This window comes from Halomonas llamarensis, from assembly GCF_023555005.1.
Taxonomy (GTDB): domain Bacteria; phylum Pseudomonadota; class Gammaproteobacteria; order Pseudomonadales; family Halomonadaceae; genus Vreelandella; species Vreelandella llamarensis.
Genome location: NZ_JAMJPJ010000002.1, coordinates 136,037 through 155,553, shown reverse-complemented (window position 1 = coordinate 155,553; position 19,517 = coordinate 136,037). Strand labels below are relative to the sequence as shown.

23 protein-coding genes are annotated in these 19,517 nt (G+C 53.2%); 16 read left to right on the top strand and 7 right to left on the bottom strand.

Features of this window, described 5'->3' with window-relative positions:
• Positions 1-27 precede the first annotated feature (27 nt).
• The 6 genes from M8006_RS02745 to M8006_RS02720 all read right to left on the bottom strand — a co-directional run bounded on the left by M8006_RS02745 (position 28) and on the right by M8006_RS02720 (position 4,997).
• Positions 28-1,440, bottom strand: coding sequence for an RNA polymerase factor sigma-54 (locus tag M8006_RS02745; protein WP_250079815.1), 1,413 nt, complete (start codon positions 1,438-1,440; stop codon positions 28-30).
• A 118-nt stretch (positions 1,441-1,558) separates the two neighbouring features.
• The gene (lptB, locus tag M8006_RS02740) at positions 1,559-2,296 is read right to left on the bottom strand and encodes an LPS export ABC transporter ATP-binding protein (protein WP_250079953.1); all 738 of its coding nucleotides are present in this window, start codon (positions 2,294-2,296) and stop codon (positions 1,559-1,561) included.
• 47 nt (positions 2,297-2,343) lie between these two features.
• The gene (gene lptA / locus M8006_RS02735; RefSeq protein ID WP_250079813.1) at positions 2,344-2,856 is read right to left on the bottom strand and encodes a lipopolysaccharide transport periplasmic protein LptA; all 513 of its coding nucleotides are present in this window, start codon (positions 2,854-2,856) and stop codon (positions 2,344-2,346) included.
• The gene (lptC, locus tag M8006_RS02730) at positions 2,853-3,422 is read right to left on the bottom strand and encodes an LPS export ABC transporter periplasmic protein LptC (RefSeq protein ID WP_250079811.1); all 570 of its coding nucleotides are present in this window, start codon (positions 3,420-3,422) and stop codon (positions 2,853-2,855) included. Before lptC ends, lptA begins: the two co-directional genes overlap by 4 nt.
• Positions 3,423-3,442: 20 nt before the next feature.
• Entirely contained in the window at positions 3,443-3,991 is a 549-nt protein-coding gene (locus M8006_RS02725) for a KdsC family phosphatase (RefSeq protein WP_250079809.1), read from the bottom strand.
• A gap of 34 nt (positions 3,992-4,025) precedes the next feature.
• Entirely contained in the window at positions 4,026-4,997 is a 972-nt protein-coding gene (locus M8006_RS02720) for a KpsF/GutQ family sugar-phosphate isomerase (protein WP_250079807.1), read from the bottom strand.
• A gap of 217 nt (positions 4,998-5,214) precedes the next feature.
• On the opposite strand from M8006_RS02720, the gene M8006_RS02715 reads away from it, so the two are divergent.
• The 9 genes from M8006_RS02715 to hisD all read left to right on the top strand — a co-directional run bounded on the left by M8006_RS02715 (position 5,215) and on the right by hisD (position 12,070).
• Positions 5,215-6,036 (top strand): ABC transporter ATP-binding protein, encoded by an 822-nt coding sequence (locus M8006_RS02715; RefSeq protein WP_250079951.1) that lies wholly within the window; start codon positions 5,215-5,217, stop codon positions 6,034-6,036.
• Positions 6,037-6,837 (top strand): lipid asymmetry maintenance ABC transporter permease subunit MlaE, encoded by an 801-nt coding sequence (gene mlaE, locus M8006_RS02710; protein ID WP_250079806.1) that lies wholly within the window; start codon positions 6,037-6,039, stop codon positions 6,835-6,837.
• Positions 6,838-6,853: 16 nt separating this feature from the next.
• Positions 6,854-7,318, top strand: coding sequence for an outer membrane lipid asymmetry maintenance protein MlaD (gene mlaD / locus M8006_RS02705; RefSeq protein ID WP_250079804.1), 465 nt, complete (start codon positions 6,854-6,856; stop codon positions 7,316-7,318).
• A 54-nt stretch (positions 7,319-7,372) separates the two neighbouring features.
• Positions 7,373-8,041, top strand: a complete 669-nt coding sequence (locus M8006_RS02700; protein ID WP_250079802.1) for an MlaC/ttg2D family ABC transporter substrate-binding protein — start codon at positions 7,373-7,375, stop codon at positions 8,039-8,041.
• The gene (locus M8006_RS02695) at positions 8,038-8,388 is read left to right on the top strand and encodes an STAS domain-containing protein (RefSeq protein WP_250079800.1); all 351 of its coding nucleotides are present in this window, start codon (positions 8,038-8,040) and stop codon (positions 8,386-8,388) included. The genes M8006_RS02700 and M8006_RS02695 overlap by 4 nt, the downstream gene beginning before the upstream one ends.
• Positions 8,389-8,522: 134 nt before the next feature.
• Positions 8,523-8,774: a BolA family protein gene (locus tag M8006_RS02690; protein WP_250079798.1), complete on the top strand. Its 252-nt coding sequence runs from the start codon at positions 8,523-8,525 to the stop codon at positions 8,772-8,774.
• Between the two features lie 11 nt (positions 8,775-8,785).
• Positions 8,786-10,048 carry a UDP-N-acetylglucosamine 1-carboxyvinyltransferase gene (gene murA, locus M8006_RS02685; RefSeq protein ID WP_250079795.1) on the top strand — a complete coding sequence of 421 codons (1,263 nt, stop codon included), beginning with the start codon at positions 8,786-8,788 and terminating at the stop codon, positions 10,046-10,048.
• A gap of 27 nt (positions 10,049-10,075) precedes the next feature.
• Positions 10,076-10,732, top strand: a complete 657-nt coding sequence (gene hisG / locus M8006_RS02680; RefSeq protein WP_250079793.1) for an ATP phosphoribosyltransferase — start codon at positions 10,076-10,078, stop codon at positions 10,730-10,732.
• 18 nt (positions 10,733-10,750) lie between these two features.
• Positions 10,751-12,070, top strand: a complete 1,320-nt coding sequence (gene hisD, locus M8006_RS02675) for a histidinol dehydrogenase (RefSeq protein WP_250079791.1) — start codon at positions 10,751-10,753, stop codon at positions 12,068-12,070.
• Positions 12,071-12,097: 27 nt separating this feature from the next.
• Here the strand turns inward: hisD and M8006_RS02670 are convergent, their stop codons facing one another.
• Positions 12,098-13,342 (bottom strand): Do family serine endopeptidase, encoded by a 1,245-nt coding sequence (locus tag M8006_RS02670; RefSeq protein WP_250079789.1) that lies wholly within the window; start codon positions 13,340-13,342, stop codon positions 12,098-12,100.
• A 142-nt stretch (positions 13,343-13,484) separates the two neighbouring features.
• Here M8006_RS02670 and M8006_RS02665 point away from each other — a divergent pair, with 142 nt between their 5' ends.
• From M8006_RS02665 to M8006_RS02635, 7 genes are all read left to right on the top strand, one after another.
• The gene (locus tag M8006_RS02665) at positions 13,485-14,246 is read left to right on the top strand and encodes a Nif3-like dinuclear metal center hexameric protein (protein ID WP_250079788.1); all 762 of its coding nucleotides are present in this window, start codon (positions 13,485-13,487) and stop codon (positions 14,244-14,246) included.
• 200 nt (positions 14,247-14,446) lie between these two features.
• Positions 14,447-15,628, top strand: coding sequence for a cell division protein ZapE (gene zapE, locus M8006_RS02660; protein ID WP_250079786.1), 1,182 nt, complete (start codon positions 14,447-14,449; stop codon positions 15,626-15,628).
• A gap of 221 nt (positions 15,629-15,849) precedes the next feature.
• A complete protein-coding gene (gene rplM, locus M8006_RS02655; protein WP_179928574.1) occupies positions 15,850-16,278 on the top strand; it encodes a 50S ribosomal protein L13 in 429 nt (142 codons plus the stop codon).
• A gap of 13 nt (positions 16,279-16,291) precedes the next feature.
• Complete coding sequence (gene rpsI, locus M8006_RS02650) at positions 16,292-16,681, top strand: 30S ribosomal protein S9 (RefSeq protein ID WP_250079784.1); 390 nt, start codon at positions 16,292-16,294, stop codon at positions 16,679-16,681.
• Between the two features lie 209 nt (positions 16,682-16,890).
• A complete protein-coding gene (petA, locus tag M8006_RS02645; protein WP_250079781.1) occupies positions 16,891-17,490 on the top strand; it encodes a ubiquinol-cytochrome c reductase iron-sulfur subunit in 600 nt (199 codons plus the stop codon).
• Complete coding sequence (locus M8006_RS02640) at positions 17,490-18,749, top strand: cytochrome b (protein ID WP_250079779.1); 1,260 nt, start codon at positions 17,490-17,492, stop codon at positions 18,747-18,749. Before petA ends, M8006_RS02640 begins: the two co-directional genes overlap by 1 nt.
• Positions 18,749-19,516 carry a cytochrome c1 gene (locus M8006_RS02635; protein ID WP_250079777.1) on the top strand — a complete coding sequence of 256 codons (768 nt, stop codon included), beginning with the start codon at positions 18,749-18,751 and terminating at the stop codon, positions 19,514-19,516. The genes M8006_RS02640 and M8006_RS02635 overlap by 1 nt, the downstream gene beginning before the upstream one ends.
• The last annotated feature ends 1 nt before the right edge of the window (position 19,517 follow it).

Sequence of the window (19,517 nt, the reverse complement as noted above, 5' to 3'; positions counted from 1 at the left end):
AAGCCCTTTACGGCAGATTCCGATTAACTAGCGTAATCGGCGTCGCTCGCTCGAAGAAGGAATGCCGATGGATTCGCGATATTTCGCGACGGTGCGCCGTGCTACGTTAATGTCCTCATTGCCCAATAGTTCGACTAGGCGACTATCTGATAAGGGCTTTTTGGCCGGTTCATTTTGTATGAGCTTTTTGATTCGCGCGCGTATTGCCGTGCTGGAATGAGAGTCGCCATCTTGACCGCCGATTTGGCTAGAGAAGAAGTACTTTAGTTCAAATACACCGCGGGGCGTATGCACGTACTTCTGGGTTGTGACGCGCGAGATGGTGGATTCGTGCATCTCGACGGTTTCTGCAATATCGGCCAAAATCAGCGGTTCCATGGCTTCCTCCCCGTGTTCAAGAAAGCCAATCTGGCGAGCGATAATCTCGCGTCCTACACGCAACAAGGTATCATTACGGCTCGTCAGGCTTTTAATTAGCCAGCGTGCCTCCTGTAGATGCTCTTTGAGGAATTGATTGTCCTGGCTTTTGTCGGCACGCTTGATCAAGCTGGCGTAGTCGGGTTGAATGCGCAACCTCGGTATGGCGTCGGGGTTAAGGGTTAAGTGCCAACCTTGTTCGTCATGGTGAACCACAAGATCGGGTATCACGTAACTGCTTTCGGCGTTGCCAAACGTACCGCCCGGACGCGGGTCTAGGCTTCTAATCAGCTGTATCACGTCATCAAGTTGTTCGTCATTAAGCCCTAAGCGGCGTTTTAATAGGCGCCGATCATCACGGCCAAGGGCTTCTAAAAATTGCCGTGTTAGCCTTCGTGCGGGGATTAAAAGCGGAGTGTCATCCGGTAAAGTGGCAAGCTGGAGCATCAAGCATTCACGCAAGTCACGAGCAAACACGCCGGTAGGCTCAAACTGCTGGAGGCGAAGGAGCACGCTTTCGATATCACGCTGGTTTAGGCTGCCCAACTGCTGTTGTCGTAGTCCATCGCGCAGCTCGTTAAGTGGCTGTAGCATGTAGCCATTATCGTCCACGGCGTCTATCAATGTTTCCGCGATGAGCTGCTCACTCGAGCCGAAATCCGTCATTGCCAGCTGCCAGATCAGGTGGCTTTTCAGACTTTGGCTGGGCGTGTCACGCTCAAAATCGTGGGTGTTACTGCCCATGCTTGCGCTGCTAACGTCTTGGTAGGTATCTGACCATTCGCTATCCACGGAGAGTTCGCTGGGGATGTTTTCTTCCCAGTCAGCTTCTTGCTGCTCGGTGGTGGCTTGCTCGCTAAACTCCTCTTCTTGCTCAAGCATCGGATTGGCATCAAGCGCTTGCTGAATTTCCTGGCGAAGCTCCAGCGTCGAGAGCTGCAACAGGGCGATGGCCTGTTGCAGTTGGGGTGTCATCGTTAGCTGGGTACCGACACTCAGTTGAAGAGACGCTTTCATGACCATTCGCAGGTAACCACTACATAGGGAAAAACTTCACCCTAATGCCCGTTTAACAGAGGTGCAATTAGCAATAAGCATGCCATTGGCAAAATGCGTGCCACGATTGGTGTTAGTCAGTGTGTTAGAGACGAAAATCCTCACCAAGATAGACTTTGCGCACTTTCTGGTTGTCTAAAATGGTGTGGGGAGAGCCGCTAGCAATAATGTGACCGTCACTGACGATATAGGCGGTATCGCAAATATCCAGCGTTTCGCGCACATTGTGGTCTGTGATTAATACGCCAATATTGCGTGCTTTCAGGGTGCGAATAATCGATTTGATGTCGCCCACCGAAATGGGGTCGACGCCGGCGAAGGGTTCATCGAGCAAGATGAAGGCGGGTTCTGTGGCTAGCGAACGGGCAATTTCAACCCGACGTCGCTCCCCACCGGAGAGGCTCATTCCTACATTGTCGCGGATATGAGTGATATGGAAATCGTCTAGCAAGTGCTCAAGATGCTTTTTGCGCGCCGCATGATTAAGGTCTTTGCGGGTCTCCAGAATCGCCATAATGTTATCGGCGACGGAGAGCTTGCGAAAAATCGAGGCTTCTTGGGGAAGGTAACCAAGCCCGGCAGTCGCGCGTTCGTGCATGGGTGCGCGGGAGAGGTCTCGATCGTCAATGCTGACTTTTCCCGCATCAGCTTTAACTAGCCCGACGATCATGTAAAACGAGGTGGTTTTGCCAGCACCATTAGGGCCGAGAAGTCCGACAATACTGCCCTGTGCGATATCGAGGTTGATATCCTTGACGACGCGGCGGCGTTTGTAGCTTTTGGCTAGATGGCGTGCGCTAAGCGTTTTGCCCGGCGTTGGCATTTGGCTCGTAGCGGTAATATCGTCGAAAGACACCCTGTCGCCCCCCCCTATTCAGTCGGCTGCTCTGGTTGTAGCGTCATGCGGATACGTTGGTTTTCGCTACCTTCAACGTCAGAGCGAGCCTGGACGACCTTGCGGTCGATAAAGTACTCCAGTCGACCACCGGTAAAGTGATCACCTGCTTGGGTTAATTCGGCGCGGCCGATGAGTTCGACGCGGCGTTCAGTGAGATGGTAAATAATACGTCGCGCTTTGCCTTCCATCAGTTCCTCTTGCCCATCGGGGCGATGGCGCATGTAGGCGCGATCACCGATGGCAGTGGCGCGAGAAAGCTCGCCAGCCTTGTTGCGCTCAATTTCGACCTGATCGCCACGTAGGCGCATTTCGCCCTGACGAATCTCGACATTACCGCGATAAACGGCAGTGCCTGCGCGCTGGTCAATATCTAGCTGGTCGGCTTCAACCTCAACGGGGTCGCTAGGTGCTGCGTAAACAGGGTTTGCTGACAACCCTAGCGCCAGAACAAGTAGTGACCCATAGAAAAAAACGTTGGCTTTCATGGGGTGTCGTCCTCGTTGTCAACTTCTACGGGATGATAGCCGCGCACGTTGCCGGTTAAGCGCAAGGCATCTTCATTGAGCCATACATCCATGCGCTGAGCTTGCATGTGTTGCGGCGGTTGTTGTAAGCGCACGGGTAGATCGCTATAAGCATGTGCCGTATTGCTATCGTAATGTAATCGCTCGGTATCTAGTTTCCAGCCTTCCTCAGGGGCACGGATTTGCGCGCTTCCTGAGAGTGTCAGACGCTCTCGCCGATCAATGGTGCCGTGCTCCGCACTGAAGTGCCAGCGACGTTGCTGGCTATCAAAAAGCGTCGCGTGAGGGTCGGTGAGCTGTGTGATGTCACGTTCGGGCGTGTGCGTTAATTGCGTCGTCTTGAGGACTTGATGACGCTCACCGCTTTCATCGAAAAGCGCTAGTGTGGCGTTTCTCACCACGTGACTGGGCTCTTGTGCCCGCGCTGTTGGGTCCTGGGCGACGGGATCTACGTCATACACATCCAACCACGCGAGTAAGGCCCCTAGTCCCACTACAAGCGCTAGTAGCAGAAAACGTTTCCGCAATAACCGTATCCGCATGGACATTATGCAGACGGTAAGCCGTGTAAATAGGTATCCACTACCGCTCCCCAATGACCCTGAGCGTCAAGCAGTGTATCGCAGATTTCACGCACCGCACCGTGTCCGCCCAAATGCTCGGTTACCCAATCAGCATGTTTATGCATGTAGTCAGGGGCATTAGGTACGGTGATGCCGACACCGGCCCGCTTGATAGCGGCCAAATCGGGTAAATCGTCACCACAGTAAGCGGTTTGATCTAACTCGAGACCCAACCGCTGACAGAGGCTACGCAGGGTGGCAAGCTTATCTTCGCAGCCTTGGTAAACATGTGAGATGCCGAGTGCCGCCGCCCGTTGGCTTACCATGGGGGAATCACGCCCGGTAATGATGGCGACGTGAAGGCCAGCACGCTTGAGCAATTTTAGCCCGTGGCCATCTTGGGTGTGGAACGCTTTGATTTCGACACCGTCGGCCTGAAAATAGAGACGCCCATCGGTTAAAACGCCGTCAACGTCCAAAGCGACTAAGCGCACGCGGCGCAGCTGATCAACAAGCGGGACAGGTAGGGGCATACAGACTCCAGTTAAAAATCGATATCAAGGGCCGTTAAATAACGCCACTGACGAGTAAATCGTGCATATGGAGGGCGCCGATGGGGCGCTGCTGGTCATCCACAACGGCAAGCGCTGTGATCTTGCTCTCTTCCATCAAGTGTACGGCTTCTGCTGCCAGAACGTTTGCTGCAATGCGCTTGCCAGGGCGTGTCATTACCTCATCGACACAAAGTGTGCGTAGGTCTTGGTGTTGGTCCAACGTGCGGCGCAAATCGCCATCAGTGTATACCCCGGCCAGGCGTCCCTGATCATCAATGACACAAGTAAAACCGAGTCCTTTGCGTGTGATTTCTAACAGTGCATCGCGTAATGGGCTGCCAAGCGAGACTTGGGGCAGGCGTTTACCCGTGTGCATGACGTCTTTGACCCGTAGTAATAAGCGTTTGCCCAGCGTGCCGCCCGGATGGGAAAGGGCAAAATCTTCAGCTGTAAAGCCCCGCGCTTCAAGTAGTGCCACCGCAAGTGCGTCGCCTAGCGCCAGCGCTGCAGTCGTTGAGCTGGTGGGAGCTAGGTCCAACGGGCAGGCTTCGCGCTCAACGCCGCTATCTAAATGCGCCTCCGCATGGCGTGCAAGCGTTGAGTGCGTACGCCCAGTCATGCTGATAAGTGGCACACCCAAGCGTTTTAGCAGGGGCAGAAGAGCGGTGACTTCAGCCGTTTCCCCCGAATTGGACAGGGCAAGCACGACGTCGCTGCGCGTAATCATGCCCAAATCGCCGTGGCTGGCTTCGCCAGGATGAACGAAAAATGCCGGGGTGCCCGTGCTCGCCAGTGTAGCGGCAATTTTGCCTGCGATGTGGCCCGATTTGCCCATGCCCGTCACCACAACGCGCCCGTGGCAGGCGAGGATCAGTTCACAGGCACAGTCAAACTGAGCGTCGAGTTTGCCCTGCAACCCCCCGATGGCGGCTTGCTCAATTTGTAGCGTGCGCAGCGCGCTCTCGCGTAGTGGACTCATCGTCATGGTGGTATAAGCCAAGTGGAGAAAGAGCGTGATAAAATATCACATGATAATTGCCGCCCCCTTAAGACAACAATTGTTTTTAGAGGCGATTGTTTTGGCAGCGTCCGGCAGAGTTAGGATACAATGTTCGATAATCTTTTTGAACGCTGTTAATGCGGAAGACGCATAGCGTTGACGTCGAAACAGCGCCATGCGCCTGGAACGAGTGTTTTTTGCTATGACGGATGCTGGCTTTATTGAAATTGAAAATGTTCACTTTTCCCGCGGAGATAATGAAATATTCCGCGACGTCAGTTTATCCATCCCGCGTGGCAAGGTTACGGCCATTATGGGGCCTAGCGGTACGGGAAAAACCACGCTTTTGAAGTTGATTGGCGGGCAATTAACGCCCGATAGCGGCCGCGTCATTATCGATGGTCATGATGTGCATCAGCTTTCACGCAAAGCGCTTTTTAGGTTGCGTAAAAGGATGGGGATGCTATTTCAGAGTGGGGCGCTGTTCTCCGATTTGGATGTGTTCGAAAACGTGGCGTTTCCCATCCGCGTGCATACCGACCTTCCCGACGCCATGGTGCGAGATATCGTGCTGTTGAAATTGCAGGCTGTTGGGCTGCGCGGTGCCCGCCATTTGATGACATCGGAGCTCTCCGGCGGGATGGCGCGCCGTGTGGCATTGGCTCGCGCGGTGGCGCTCGACCCGGAGCTGATACTCTACGATGAGCCATTTGTGGGTCAAGACCCGATTTCTATGGGGGTGTTGGTGCAATTGATCAAGCATTTGAACCAAGCGCTGTCGTTGACGTCAGTCGTGGTATCTCACGATATTAAAGAGACGCTAAGTATCGCTGATTACTTGTACTTAATCGCCGATGGCGAGGTAGTGGCTCACGGAACGCCACAAAGCTTAGATGTTCATGACGACCCGCGTGTTAGTCAGTTCATGCACGGTGAGCCGGATGGCCCGGTTCCTTTTCACTACCCAGCGAAATCGCTTTACGACGATATTCTCAGTGAAGATGCAACCATAAGGGTCGGCTAAATGCCTGAATACGTTTCACACGCGCTCGCGCGAATTACCCGCCTTGGACGTAAAAGCTGCGATGTATTGGAGGCACTTGGTCGCGCGGGCCTTTTTTTGGTGCAATCGGCTTTTAGCATACCTTCGCGCGAAGGGGTTAGGCTATGGCTATGTCAGGTGCATTTTGTGGGGGTGTTGTCGCTAGCAATTGTGCTGGTGTCAGGGCTTTTCATCGGTATGGTGCTGGCGCTACAGGGGTACACTATTTTAGTCGACTTTGGCGCTGAACAAGCCTTGGGCCAAATGGTGGCGCTCTCGCTTTTGCGCGAGCTAGCCCCGGTCGTGGCGGCGCTATTATTTGCCGGACGGGCTGGGTCAGCGCTAACAGCAGAAATTGGCCTGATGAAAGCGACTGAGCAGCTTACCAGCATGGAAATGATCGGCGTTGATCCGCTACGGCGAGTGGTAGCGCCGCGGTTATGGGCCGGTTTTGTCTCATTACCCATTTTGACCGTCGGCTTCAGCGTGGTAGGTATCTGGGGTGGGCATCTTGTCGGGGTTGAGTGGCTAGGGGTTTTTGAGGGCTCCTACTGGAGCAATATGCAGGCGAACGTGACGTTCATAGACGATATTGGCAACGGCATCATCAAAAGCTTGGTCTTTGCGGTCGTCGTCACCTGGGTTGCGGTGTTTCAAGGTTACGATTTGGTGCCAACCTCGGAAGGTATTTCGCGTGCTACGACACGTACCGTGGTTTACTCGTCGCTGGCCGTGTTGGGCCTAGATTTTGTTTTAACCGCCGTCATGTTCGGCGGCCTTTAAATGCTGGAGCAGATGCATGAAACGCAGTAAAACCATGGAATTTGGCGTGGGGCTCTTTATGCTGGCAGGCATTGTAGGGCTCGTTTTCTTGGGCTTGCGCGTTAGCGGGCTAAGCCTTTCTGCCCCGACGGAGACGTTCCGCTTAGAGGCTAATTTCGCCAATATTGGCGGATTAAAGCCGCGCGCGCGGGTCACAATGGCGGGTGTTACGGTCGGGCGAGTAGAAACTGTTGAGCTGGATACCGAGTGGTACGACGCCCGTGTGGTGATGAGCCTGGATAGTGAACTCGAAGGGCAGCTTTCACGCGACACCACGGCTGCCATACTAACCGCCGGGTTGCTCGGCGAGCAGTACGTTGGATTAAGCGTGGGCGGTGATCCCGAGGTGTTAGAAAACGGTGATAGTATTCGCGATACGCAGTCCGCCTTGGTGTTAGAAGAGCTGATCCAGCAGTTTGTCTCCACGATGGCTAAAGGTTAAGTCAGGACGACGCGTTGCATTAAGCATCGGCGCCTTAAATAGAGTGAGGAAGCTATGAATACGTTAAAAATTAAAAGGTTAAGTATAGTGCATGGCTTGGTCGCCTTCTGTGCTGCATTGATGTTGGCATTGCCGCTCACGCTGTACGCTCAAGAACAAGGGCCAGTGGAGGTCGTGCGCGATAATATTGAGATCTTTGTAGCTAAGTTAAAGGAACGCGAGTCGTATTACCAAGAGAACATCGACGAGCTAAAGAAAGAGGTAGATAAAAGTCTTGAATCCGTCGCGGATTTTCGCTATATCGGCGCCAGCGTTATGGGTAGCTACTTTCGCAATGCAGCACCGGAGCAGCGCAGCCGTTTCGTGAAGGTTTTTCGACAAACGCTGATTGATACCTATACCCAGGGGCTTGTGACGTTTGACTATGACGAAATTCGCGTGCTTGAAAATCAAAGTGAGCAGCGTTACGAAGACCAGGCCAGCGTCGATATGGAAATAGTGGCCACCAACGGCGACGTTTTTCCGGTGAGTTATACGTTGCGCCTTTCCGATGGTGAGTGGCGCGTGGTTAATGTCATCGTGAACGGTATCAACTTAGGACTAACCTTCCGCAATCAGTTTGACCAAGCGATGCACGATAATAACCGTGACTATGATGCTGTCATTCAGGGATGGTCACCGGATGTTGGCGTTGACGAGCTCGAACAAGGAGGCGGCGCGTGAGCGCGTTGTTCTTTGAGCAAGACGTAAGGCTTGACCAGCAAGAGGATACGTTGAGCGTCAGCGGCGACGTGGGGACCAATGCCGCCGCGGCCTTAGCCGAAGCAGGAGGGTTGTGGATAGCCGATACCTCACTTAGTGCGCTGCATATAAACTTTGATGGCGTTGAGAAGGCCAGTAGTGCAGCAATCAGTGTGCTCTTGCAGTGGTTGCGGATGTGTCAGCAACACCACATCGCTATTCTTTCAGTGTCGCTATCGGCTCCCCTTCAGCGCTTGGCGCATCTGGCAGAGTTAGAGGCATTGTTGCAAAACCCCACACGTGCAATGGCCACTTCGGCAACACAATAGCCTATTTTTCGCTGACAATGGCCTCCTAGCCGCGCCTATCTTGACGGGCGTGTTACAACGCATCGCCAAAGCGGCGGCTTTTCTTTATCATTGCCACCACTTTCCCCGACGTTTTTCATAGGAGTTTTCTACTCATGCAACCTAGTGAGGTAAAAGCACTACTTGAGTCGCGCCTTGACGGATACCAGTTTCACATCCAAGGCGAGGGCTGTAATTTTCAAGTGGTTGCAGTTGGTGAGGCTTTTGAAGGGCTATCGCCGGTTAAGCGTCAGCAGCTTGTCTACGCGGCATTAAGCGATGAAATCGCCTCTGGTGCGCTTCACGCGATTAGCATCAAAACCTATACGCCGGCGCAGTGGGAAAATGCGCCAGAAAACGCCCAATAACGGCGGCCTGTATGGATAAATTACTGATTACAGGCAATGGGGTGGTAGACGGTGAAGTGTGGGCCAGTGGCGCAAAAAATGCCGCGTTGCCTATTCTGTGTTCCAGCTTGTTGGCCGATGGCCCCGTGGTGATCGGCAACTTGCCGCACCTGCAGGATATTACCACCACGCTTGAGTTGCTCGGTCGCATGGGCGTGGAGCCCGTGATGGGCGAAAAAATGAGCATTCAGCTCGATGGCTCCCAGGTGACCCACTGCCATGCGCCGTATGAGCTGGTAAAAAAAATGCGTGCTTCCATCTTGGTGTTGGGGCCATTGCTGGCTCACTTTGGTCATGCAGATGTGTCGCTACCTGGCGGCTGTGCGATAGGTTCGCGCCCGGTCGATTTGCACATTCGTGGCCTTGAGGCGATGGGCGCGGAAATTCGCGTTGAAAGCGGCTACATTCGCGCACGAGTCGATGGTCGCCTTAAAGGCGCGACGATCTTTTTCGATACCGTCACGGTGACAGGCACTGAAAATCTGCTGATGGCCGCGACGCTGGCTGAAGGTAAAACGGTGCTGGAGAACGCCGCACGCGAACCCGAAATCGTTGATTTGGCCGAGTGCTTAATCAAAATGGGGGCGCGAATCGAGGGGCACGGCACCGATACCATCGTGATTGAAGGCGTCGAGCGCTTGCACGGCTGTGAGCATGACGTGATGCCTGATCGTATCGAAACCGGGACGTTTTTGGTCGCTGCAGCGATGACGGGCGGCCGGGTCAAAGTGACCCGTACCCGGGGCGATATTCTTGAAGCCGTGTTGGCTAAGCTTGAGGGCGCTGGTGCCAACATTACCACGGGTGATGATTGGATCGCGCTAGATATGCAGGGTAAGCGTCCCAAGGCTGTTAATATCCGCACAGCGCCATACCCGGCGTTTCCAACGGATATGCAGGCACAGTTTGTGGCGATGAACGCGGTGGCAGAAGGTAGTTCACGGGTCGTAGAGACAATTTTTGAAAACCGCTTTATGCATGTGCAAGAGCTTAATCGCATGGGTGCCAACATTGCCTTGGAAGGCAATACGGCAATGATCACAGGGGTTGAAAAGCTCTCAGGTGCGCCGGTGATGGCAACCGACTTGCGCGCCTCTGCATCGCTTGTGATCGCCGCGATGATGGCTGAAGGGGACACCCTGGTTGACCGCATTTATCACATTGATCGTGGCTATGAGTGCATCGAAGAGAAGTTACAGCAGCTAGGGGCGCGTATTCGCCGTATTCCGGGCTAAGCCACGCACTAACCATTGGCAATGACGATGAGTAAGCAACTGATTTTGGCGCTCTCTAAAGGGCGCATTTTGCAAGAGACACTTCCCTTATTGGCCGATGCGGGTATCACGCCGGTAGAAGACTTGGGCAAAAGTCGAAAGCTTTTATTTGATACTAACCTGTCCAATGTGAAGCTGGTGGTTATTCGTGCGACTGACGTGCCTACGTATGTACAGCTCGGCGCCGCCGACTTGGGTGTCGCGGGTAAAGACGTGTTGCTTGAACATGGCGCTGAGAACCTTTATGAGCCGCTAGATTTAGACATTGCCCGTTGCAAGCTAATGACCGCAGGTACAGCCGGTGAAGCGCCTGGCCGTGCTCGGCGTCGTGTGGCGACCAAGTTCGTTAACGTGGCACGGCGCTATTACGCTGAACAGGGAATTCAGGCGGAAGTGATTAAGCTCTACGGTGCGATGGAGCTGGCGCCAATAATGAACCTCGCTGATGAAATCGTCGATATTGTGGATACCGGTAATACCTTGCGTGCCAATGGTATGGAGCCGCGCGAGTTAATCGCACCGATCAGCACCCGTCTGGTCGTGAACAAAGCGTCAATGACGATGAAGCATGCGTATATTAAACCGCTTATTGCGCGTTTAGATGAGGCGGTGAAAAAACGTCAAGCGCAACCGGTCAACCCCTAACACCGAGGAGTGGTAGCGATGAGTGATACGGTAACAACGCCTACGGTGGCGCGGCTTTCTACCCGCGATGCCGATTTTGCACAGCGTTTAGATACGTTACTCGATTGGGATGGCGTGTCAGATCATGCGGTTCAACAGCGCGTGGACAGCATTTTGTCTCAGGTAAAGCAGCAGGGTGATGTCGCGGTGGTTGAGGCCACTAATCGGTTTGATCGGTTGTCAGTTAGCTCAATGAGCGAGCTGCAGTTGACTCAAGAGCAGTTGAAGCGTGCTTATGATGGGCTTCCTGAGTCACAGCGGAAGGCGTTATCCGCCGCAGCAGAGCGTATCCGCCGCTACCACGAACGGCAAAAGCCTGAATCGTGGCAGTACACGGAAGCCGATGGCACGGTGCTAGGGCAGAAGGTCAGTCCGATAGACCGGGCAGGGATTTATGTTCCAGGTGGCAAGGCGGCTTACCCCTCCTCGGTACTGATGAACGCGATTCCGGCGCACGTGGCGGGTGTTGACGAAATCGTGATGGTGGTGCCGACCCCCGGGGGTGTGCTTAATGATATGGTGCTCGCAGCGGCTCATTTAGCGGGCGTGGACTACGTTTTTACCATTGGTGGAGCCCAGGCGATCGCCGCGCTTGCGTATGGCACTGAAACAGTCCCGCGCGTGGATAAAATTGTGGGGCCAGGTAATATTTACGTGGCCACCGCTAAGCGTGCGGTATTTGGCCAAGTCGGCATCGATATGATTGCTGGGCCATCGGAAATTTTGGTGGTGAGCGATGGGTTAACAGACCCTGATTGGCTGGCCATGGATCTCTTTTCCCAAGCGGAGCACGATGAAGATGCGCAGGCGATCCTGGTCAGCTGGGATACCGATCACCTGCAAGCGGTAGAGGCCTCAATCGAGCGTTTACTGCCTACGCTTGAGCGTGAAGAGATCGTTCGTGCCTCACTGCGTCGGCGGGGCGCGCTGGTTGCATGCGAGGATAAGCAAGAAGCCATTACGCTTATCAACCGTATTGCCCCTGAGCATTTGGAGCTTTCTGTTGCCGAGCCGCAAGACTGGCTAGAGGGTATCCGTCACGCCGGTGCGATCTTTATGGGACGTTATACCGCTGAAGCCCTTGGCGACTACTGTGCCGGGCCCAATCACGTGCTGCCGACCTCCGGCACCGCCCGTTTTTCCTCACCGCTTGGGGTCTATGACTTCCAGAAGCGCTCATCCATTATCCACTGCTCAGCAGAGGGGGCGTCATCATTGGGGGGGATAGCCTCAGAGCTAGCCCGAGGTGAGTCGCTAACCGCGCATGCGCGCTCAGCAGAATATCGTATTCGCCGTTGAAGAAATCCGACATGCCGACCGGGCGTCTTAAGGTGTGTCGGGTAAACGGCGAGGCTTGGGGGGCGCTGGTACGGGGCGCTCCCCGACTTCGAGTGTGAATTCCATAATTTCGCCGCCGCGAACAATCGTCAACGGTAGTGTTGTGCCAGGCTCAATAGCGGCGATCTCGCTCATCGTGGCGCGGGCATCCAACACGGGCTGGTCGTCGACGGCGAGCAGTACATCGCCGGGCTGCAGGCCAGCGAGATCGGCAGGGCCGTTTTGGATAATGCCTGCGATAATAACGCCTTGCGGTGTGCGTAGCCCAAACGAGGCCGCAAGCTCCCGCGACAAGGCCTGAGCTTCGATACCTAGCCATCCGCGGATGACTCTTCCTTGAGTGACCAGCTCATTGAGGATGCTGTGCGCAAGATTGGCAGGAATCGCGAATCCAATTCCCTGCGAACCACCTGATCGAGAAAATATCGCGGTGTTGATACCCACTAAGGCGCCATCTGTGTTGACGAGTGCGCCGCCTGAATTTCCTGGGTTAATAGCCGCATCGGTCTGGATAAAATTCTCGTAGGCGTTCAAACCTAGGTGACTGCGCCCCGTGGCACTGATAATACCCATGGTGACCGTCTGGCCAACGCCAAAGGGGTTGCCAATGGCGAGTGAGACATCCCCTATGGCAACATCGGTAGAGTCGGTTAGCGCGATAACAGGAGGATTGTCTAGCGGAATATGAAGAACGGCCAAGTCGCTTTCCGGGTCGGTGCCGATGACTTTGGCAAGTGTTTCGCGACCGTCACGCAGTGCGACCTGTATTTCATCAGCGCCGTTAATCACATGATGATTGGTCAAAACGTAGCCATTTTCACTCACAATGACGCCGGAGCCGAGACTTGAAAGCATCCGTTGTTGCTGTGTGCCATCGTCACTATCAAAAAACTGCTGGAAGAACGGGTCTGACATTAAGGGGTGTTGGTCGCGTTCGACAATGCGCGATGAATAAATATTGACCACGGCCGGTGCGGCGCGGTTAACCGCGTCAGCGTAACTCGAAGGCCCTTCGTTGCGTGCTAAAGGAGGCGCTTGCTGAATGTCCGGCTTGGGCCGCTGGTTTTCTGACTCTGTTTCTGACGAGGTGATAAGCGCGGTATCGGCGGTTTCATCGGGTGTAAAGGATGACGATTCGAAGGGGATCGAGTCGGGAAATACCGCAAGAAACAGTACTGCGAGCAATATGCCGGTAATAATGGGCCATATATAAGGCAGCACGAAGCGTTGCATGGATATTCCTTAGTTCGCAGTGTTGTTAGGCGCCGCTGTTTGCGTTGAAAAGTGCCTGTTGAAAGTAGGTGATGATAACATCTCTTGCGGATATTCCGCAGGTGTGGCTATTGGTTAATCAAACGCGTTGGAGGAGAACAAAATGGTGGAGCGGGGTTTGCTAGTGGCCGCATGTGAGCACAAACTAAGCGCCAGTCGCTTTAAAGATTTTACCCTGAATGGGCTCCAGGTCGAAGGACGAGGCCGTATTCGGCGTGTTCTCACCGGCGTGACAGCGTGCCAAGCGCTGTTGGATGAAGCCGTGGCTTGGGAGGCCGATGCCGTTGTCGTGCATCACGGGTACTTTTGGAAAAATGAACCGGTTGCACTAACGGGAATGAAGCAGCGGCGGGTCAAAACACTGCTGACCCACGACATTAATTTGTTGGCGTTTCATCTGCCGCTCGATGCCCACCCAGAGCTTGGCAACAATGCACAGCTAGCTAAGCGGATGGGATGGCAGTTTGAGCGCTGCCTAGATGGTGAATTAGGCGAAGGGCTTCTGTGGTTGGGTAATATCGCTCCGGCGTCGCTTTCCGCCTTATCGCAACGCGTTGCGAGCGAGCTTAAACGGGACCCCTTGATAATTGAGGCTGCTGCGGGTACCGGTGATATCGAACGCGTGGCGTGGTGCACTGGTGGGGCGCAGGATATGATTACCCAAGCGTATGAAGGGGGTGCTCAACTGTTTCTTTCAGGCGAGATATCAGAGCGCACCACCCACCTAGCGCGCGAAATGGGCATCCACTATATGGCGGCAGGTCACCATGCGACTGAACGTTATGGCGTACAGGCGTTAGGCGAGTGGTTGGCCGCAGAATTTGGCATTGAGCATCGCTTTGTGGATATTGATAATCCTGCGTGATGCAAGGTGGGTTTTTGCACGTTATGAAGTCGTCGACGAAGAGCTAGTAGCGTGGCGGCTGTGGCGAAGTGTCAGTCTCTTTTAGGCGTTTGGGACAATCCGCCCATGTGCTTTGTGTGTCTTCAGCGTATAATCCTGCGTCGTTGAGTAGTGAGGAACTGACAAGATCGGCTCAAAACGCGCTGCAGGAGATAAATGCTATGCCATCCACCTCTGCCCACGGAGACAATGTGATACGACCGGCCCCCCCTATGGAGCGCTACCACGCAGACCTTGAAAGGGATGGCTTTCAATACGATGCCGCGCAACAAAAGGCCGTCGAACATCTGCAGAGGTTGTATGACGATCTCATTCGTACGCCTACCACCAAGCCTAAAAGTGTGGCAGCCAAGAAAGGTATAAAAGCAAAGATGGCGGGATTAATGGGGAAATCCTCGCCAGTGCGCTCGCAACCTGCTATGCCCAGGGTTCAAGGGCTCTATTTTTGGGGTGGAGTGGGTAGAGGCAAAACGTATCTCGTTGATACTTTCTACGAAGCGCTGCCATTTGCCGATAAGATGCGTACGCATTTTCATCGGTTCATGCAACGTGTACATAATGAGTTGAACCACTATAAGGGTGAAAAAGACCCCCTGATGCTGATTGCGGGGAAGTTTGCAGCAGAGGCTCGCGTTATTTGTTTTGACGAATTTTTTGTCAAAGACATTACCGATGCGATGATCTTGGCTAACTTGCTAGACGCGCTTTTCGAGCGTGGTATTGTACTGGTTGCTACTTCCAACATTGTCCCGGACGATCTTTATAAAGAGGGTCTGCAGCGTGCGCGTTTTATTCCGGCGATTGAGCTTCTCAATCGTCACTGTGAGGTCGTGAATGTTGATTCAGGGGTTGACTACCGCTTACGCGTTCTCGAACGAGCCGAGATTTTTTACTCCCCGCTCAATGCTGAGGCCGAAGCCGAGCTACTGCGCAGTTTTCGTGAAATATCCGGCCACGAAGGGGAGCTTGATGCGCCGCTGGAAGTGAACCACCGTGTGCTGCATACGCGCAGAGTGCATGACGATGTCGTCTGGTTCGAGTTTCGAGAGTTGTGTGATGGCCCGCGTAGCCAAAATGACTATATTGAGTTGGCACGCGAGTTTCATACCGTGTTGGTCTCTAATGTCACGCAAATGGGCGTGAAAAAGGACGACCAAGCTCGGCGCTTCATCAATATGGTGGATGAATTTTACGATCGCGGCGTCAAGCTTCTAATGTCGGCAGAAGTGCCGATCGCCTCGCTTTATACTGACGGCAAACTCAGCTTTGAGTTTCAGCGTACGCTGTCGCGCTTGCAAGAGATGCAGTCGCACGATTATCTCGCGTTGGCCCATAAGCCATAAGCTGGTAGGTTCGTATTGGCTTTAGGTGGGTAGGTAATCAGGTCACAAACGTGAAAAAGCCTTTAACTGGGCACTTCTCTTACTGTAGAATACTGTCTCGCTCAACGTTGCTTTGCTAGTTTTGGCAAGCAACCAAGAAAAATAGGGATGGTGCTAAGCTTTTGCGTTTTTAGACGAAAAGCTGATGACACCCAACACATTTAATCTGGTGAATTTCATTCATGAAGACGTTCAGTGCTAAGCCGCAGTCCGTCCAGCGCGACTGGTATGTCGTCGACGCGACGGATAAAACGCTCGGTCGTCTAGCTACCGAGATTGCTCGCCGCCTACGTGGCAAGCACAAGCCCGAATTTACCCCTCACGTTGATACCGGCGACTATATCGTCGTCATCAATGCTGAGAAAGTCCAAGTGACTGGCAACAAAGCCAAGGCGAAGACTTACTACCGTCACACCGGTTATCCGGGTGGTTTGCGCTCAATGACGTTCGATAAAATGATCGATCACGCGCCTGAGCGCATTATTGAGTCTGCCGTTAAAGGTATGCTGCCCAAAGGCCCACTGGGCCGCGCTATGTACACCAAGCTGAAAGTCTATGCTGGTGCCGAGCATCCGCATGCAGCTCAACAGCCGCTTGAACTGAATATCTGAGGAAATCTTCGCCATGACACAGCAGTATTACGGTACCGGGCGCCGCAAGACTTCTACCGCCCGTGTTTTCCTTAAGCCGGGCTCCGGCAAGATCACTGTCAATAACCGCGAGCTGGATCAATTTTTTGGTCGTGTAACTGGCCGCATGGTAGTGCGTCAGCCTCTCGAATTGACTGACACCCTTAACCAGTTCGACGTTTATGTGACGGTTGCGGGTGGCGGTGGTTCAGCGCAAGCCGGTGCGATTCGTCACGGAATCACTCGCGCATTGATGAGCTATAACGAAGACTTACGTCCGGCGCTGCGCGAAGCGGGTTACGTCACCCGCGACGCTCGCCAGGTAGAGCGTAAGAAAGTCGGTCTGCGTAAAGCACGCCGTCGTCCGCAGTTCTCTAAGCGTTAATCTGAGCGCAATGCGGCAAAACGCCCAGGTCACAGGCCTGGGCGTTTTTTTGTTTAAATATCAGGTAGTTGTACATTCTCTTCCACCTTGGTCAAGGGCGGTTGTTCTTGTGCAGAGCGCTTAGTTTTTTTACCATAGAGCGTATTTGATATTTGTCGCTGCAATATGCCTTTGTGGCGGTACGAGTAAGCTGATGGGAGAAACCAGAAATGGCAGATAACGGCGTAAACAAAGGTCGGCGCCGTTTCCTCGTAGGTGCCACCTCCGTAGTGGGTGCGGTGGGTGCTGTCGGGGTTGCGGTTCCCTTTGTGGCTTCTTGGCAGCCTAGTGCCAAGGCAAGAGCGGCGGGCGCCCCCGTCCAGGCGGATGTGTCCAAGTTAGAACCAGGTCAGCGAATGACATTGGAGTGGCGTGGGCGTCCTGTATGGATTATTAATCGTACGCCCGAAATGATTGAGCGTATGAAATCAATAGATACCGGTCGTTTGGCTGATCCGAATTCTGAGGTGCCTCAGCAACCTAGCTATGTGACCAACACGCTGCGTTCTATCAAACAAGACATTGGTGTCTTGATTGGTATTTGTACGCACTTAGGCTGCTCTCCGCTTTATCGTCCCGAACCTGATGCAGAAGGGGTAGGTACGAATAACTGGCCGGGTGGTTTTTTCTGCCCTTGTCACGGTTCTCGGTTTGACTTGGCTGGACGTGTGTTTACCAATGTACCTGCGCCAACCAACCTTGAAGTGCCGCCGTACCGCTTTGAAAGCGACGATATTATTATCGTTGGCGAAGATGAGGAGACTGCCTGATGGGTAATCCAAATAAAGCCAAAGCTGAAAGCGGCATCATGCGGTGGGTGGATGACCGTTTTCCCGCTACGCAAATGTGGCAAGAGCATCTATCGAAATACTATGCTCCGAAGAACTTTAATTTCTGGTATTTCTTTGGCTCGTTAGCACTACTTATGTTGGTTAACCAAATTTTAACCGGCGTATGGCTGACCATGAGCTATAACCCTTCTGCAGAAGGTGCATTTGCTTCTGTTGAATATATTATGCGCGATGTGGAGTGGGGTTGGTTAATCCGCTATATGCACACCACGGGCGCATCCGCTTTTTTCCTCGTCATATACCTGCATATGTTTCGTGGTCTGCTCTATGGCTCATATAAAGCGCCGCGAGAGCTGGTATGGATCTTCGGTATGACGATCTACTTGGCGTTAATGGCTGAAGCTTTTATGGGGTATTTGTTGCCATGGGGGCAGATGTCTTATTGGGGTGCTCAGGTCATTATTTCGCTGTTCTCTGCTATTCCGGGTATTGGTCCTGATCTTGCGCAGTGGGTTCGTGGTGACTTCCTTATTTCCGGCATTACGCTCAACCGTTTCTTTGCGCTCCATGTTGTTGCGGTGCCTATCGTCATTTTAGCGTTAGTGGTGCTGCATATTATCGCGTTGCACGAAGTTGGGTCTAACAACCCTGACGGCATTGATATCAAGAAGAAAAAGGATGAAACCGGTAAGCCGCTTGACGGTATCCCGTTCCATCCGTATTACACCGTGAAAGATATTGCCGGTGTGGCGGTTTTCCTGTTTGTCTTCTGTGTGGTGGTCTTTTACTTCCCTGAAGGGGGTGGCTATTTCATTGAAAAGCCCAATTTTGAGCCCGCGAACCCGCTTAAAACCCCAGACCATATTGCGCCTGTTTGGTACTTTACGCCGTTCTACGCCATCCTGCGTGCGATTACATTCTCGATCTTTGGCCTCGATGCTAAGTTCTTGGGTGTTATCTTTATGGGCGCTGCGATTGCCGTGCTGTTTGTCTTGCCGTGGCTTGATCGTAGTCCGGTACGCTCTATGCGCTATAAGGGCTGGATATCAAAACTGATGCTTCTTTTGTTTGCGATCAGCTTTATTATCCTCGGAGTACTGGGTGTGTTGCCGTCGACCGGTGCTCGTACTATCCTGGCTCAAGTATGTACAGCCATTTACTTCGCTTTCTTCCTGCTTATGCCGATTTATACCAAGCTGGAGAAGACTAAACCCGTTCCGGAAAGGGTGACTGGCTAATGAAAAAACAACTATTTGCACTGCTATTTGCGCTGCTCCCGGTAACGGTAATAGCCGCTGGTGGTGCCAGTGTGCCGTATTCCATGGAGCCAGATCTGGCAGATAAGGAATCTTTGCAAAACGGCATGCAGATCTATACGAACTACTGCATGGGGTGTCACTCCTTAGAGTATCAGCGCTTCTCCCGTGCGGCAGAGGATCTGGATATGCCGCGGGATCTAGTGGAAGAGAACCTGATCTTTTCGCCAAACCTTGGGTTCAACGACCAGATGCACATCGCTATGAATAGCGGCGATGCAGAAGGTTGGTTTGGCGCGGCGCCGCCCGATTTGTCGCTTGAAGCCCGTCTGCGCGGCACAGATTGGATCTACTCTTATTTACTGAGTTTTTATAAAGATCCGAGTACCGCGACAGGTGTTAATAATGCGGTGTTCCCTTTGGTCTCAATGCCTAATGTCTTAGAGCCTTTGCAGGGCGTCCAAGAGAAGGTTTGCGCCCAGACAGACCGACACGTTGAAGGATCGGAGCTTGATCCGTTAACAGGCAAGTATCAGTCCTGCGAGGTGTTGCAAGTTACACAGTCAGGCGAGTTAGAGCCGGAAGAGTTTGAAAAGGCCGTTTACGACTTGACCAACTTCCTGGCCTACGTGGGTGAGCCATCTAAGCTTCAAGCGCAAGCGCTTGCGCCGAAAGTACTGATTTTTATCTTTATTTTTGGTGTGATTGCTTACTTGCTGAAGCGTGAGTATTGGCGCGATATTCACTAAA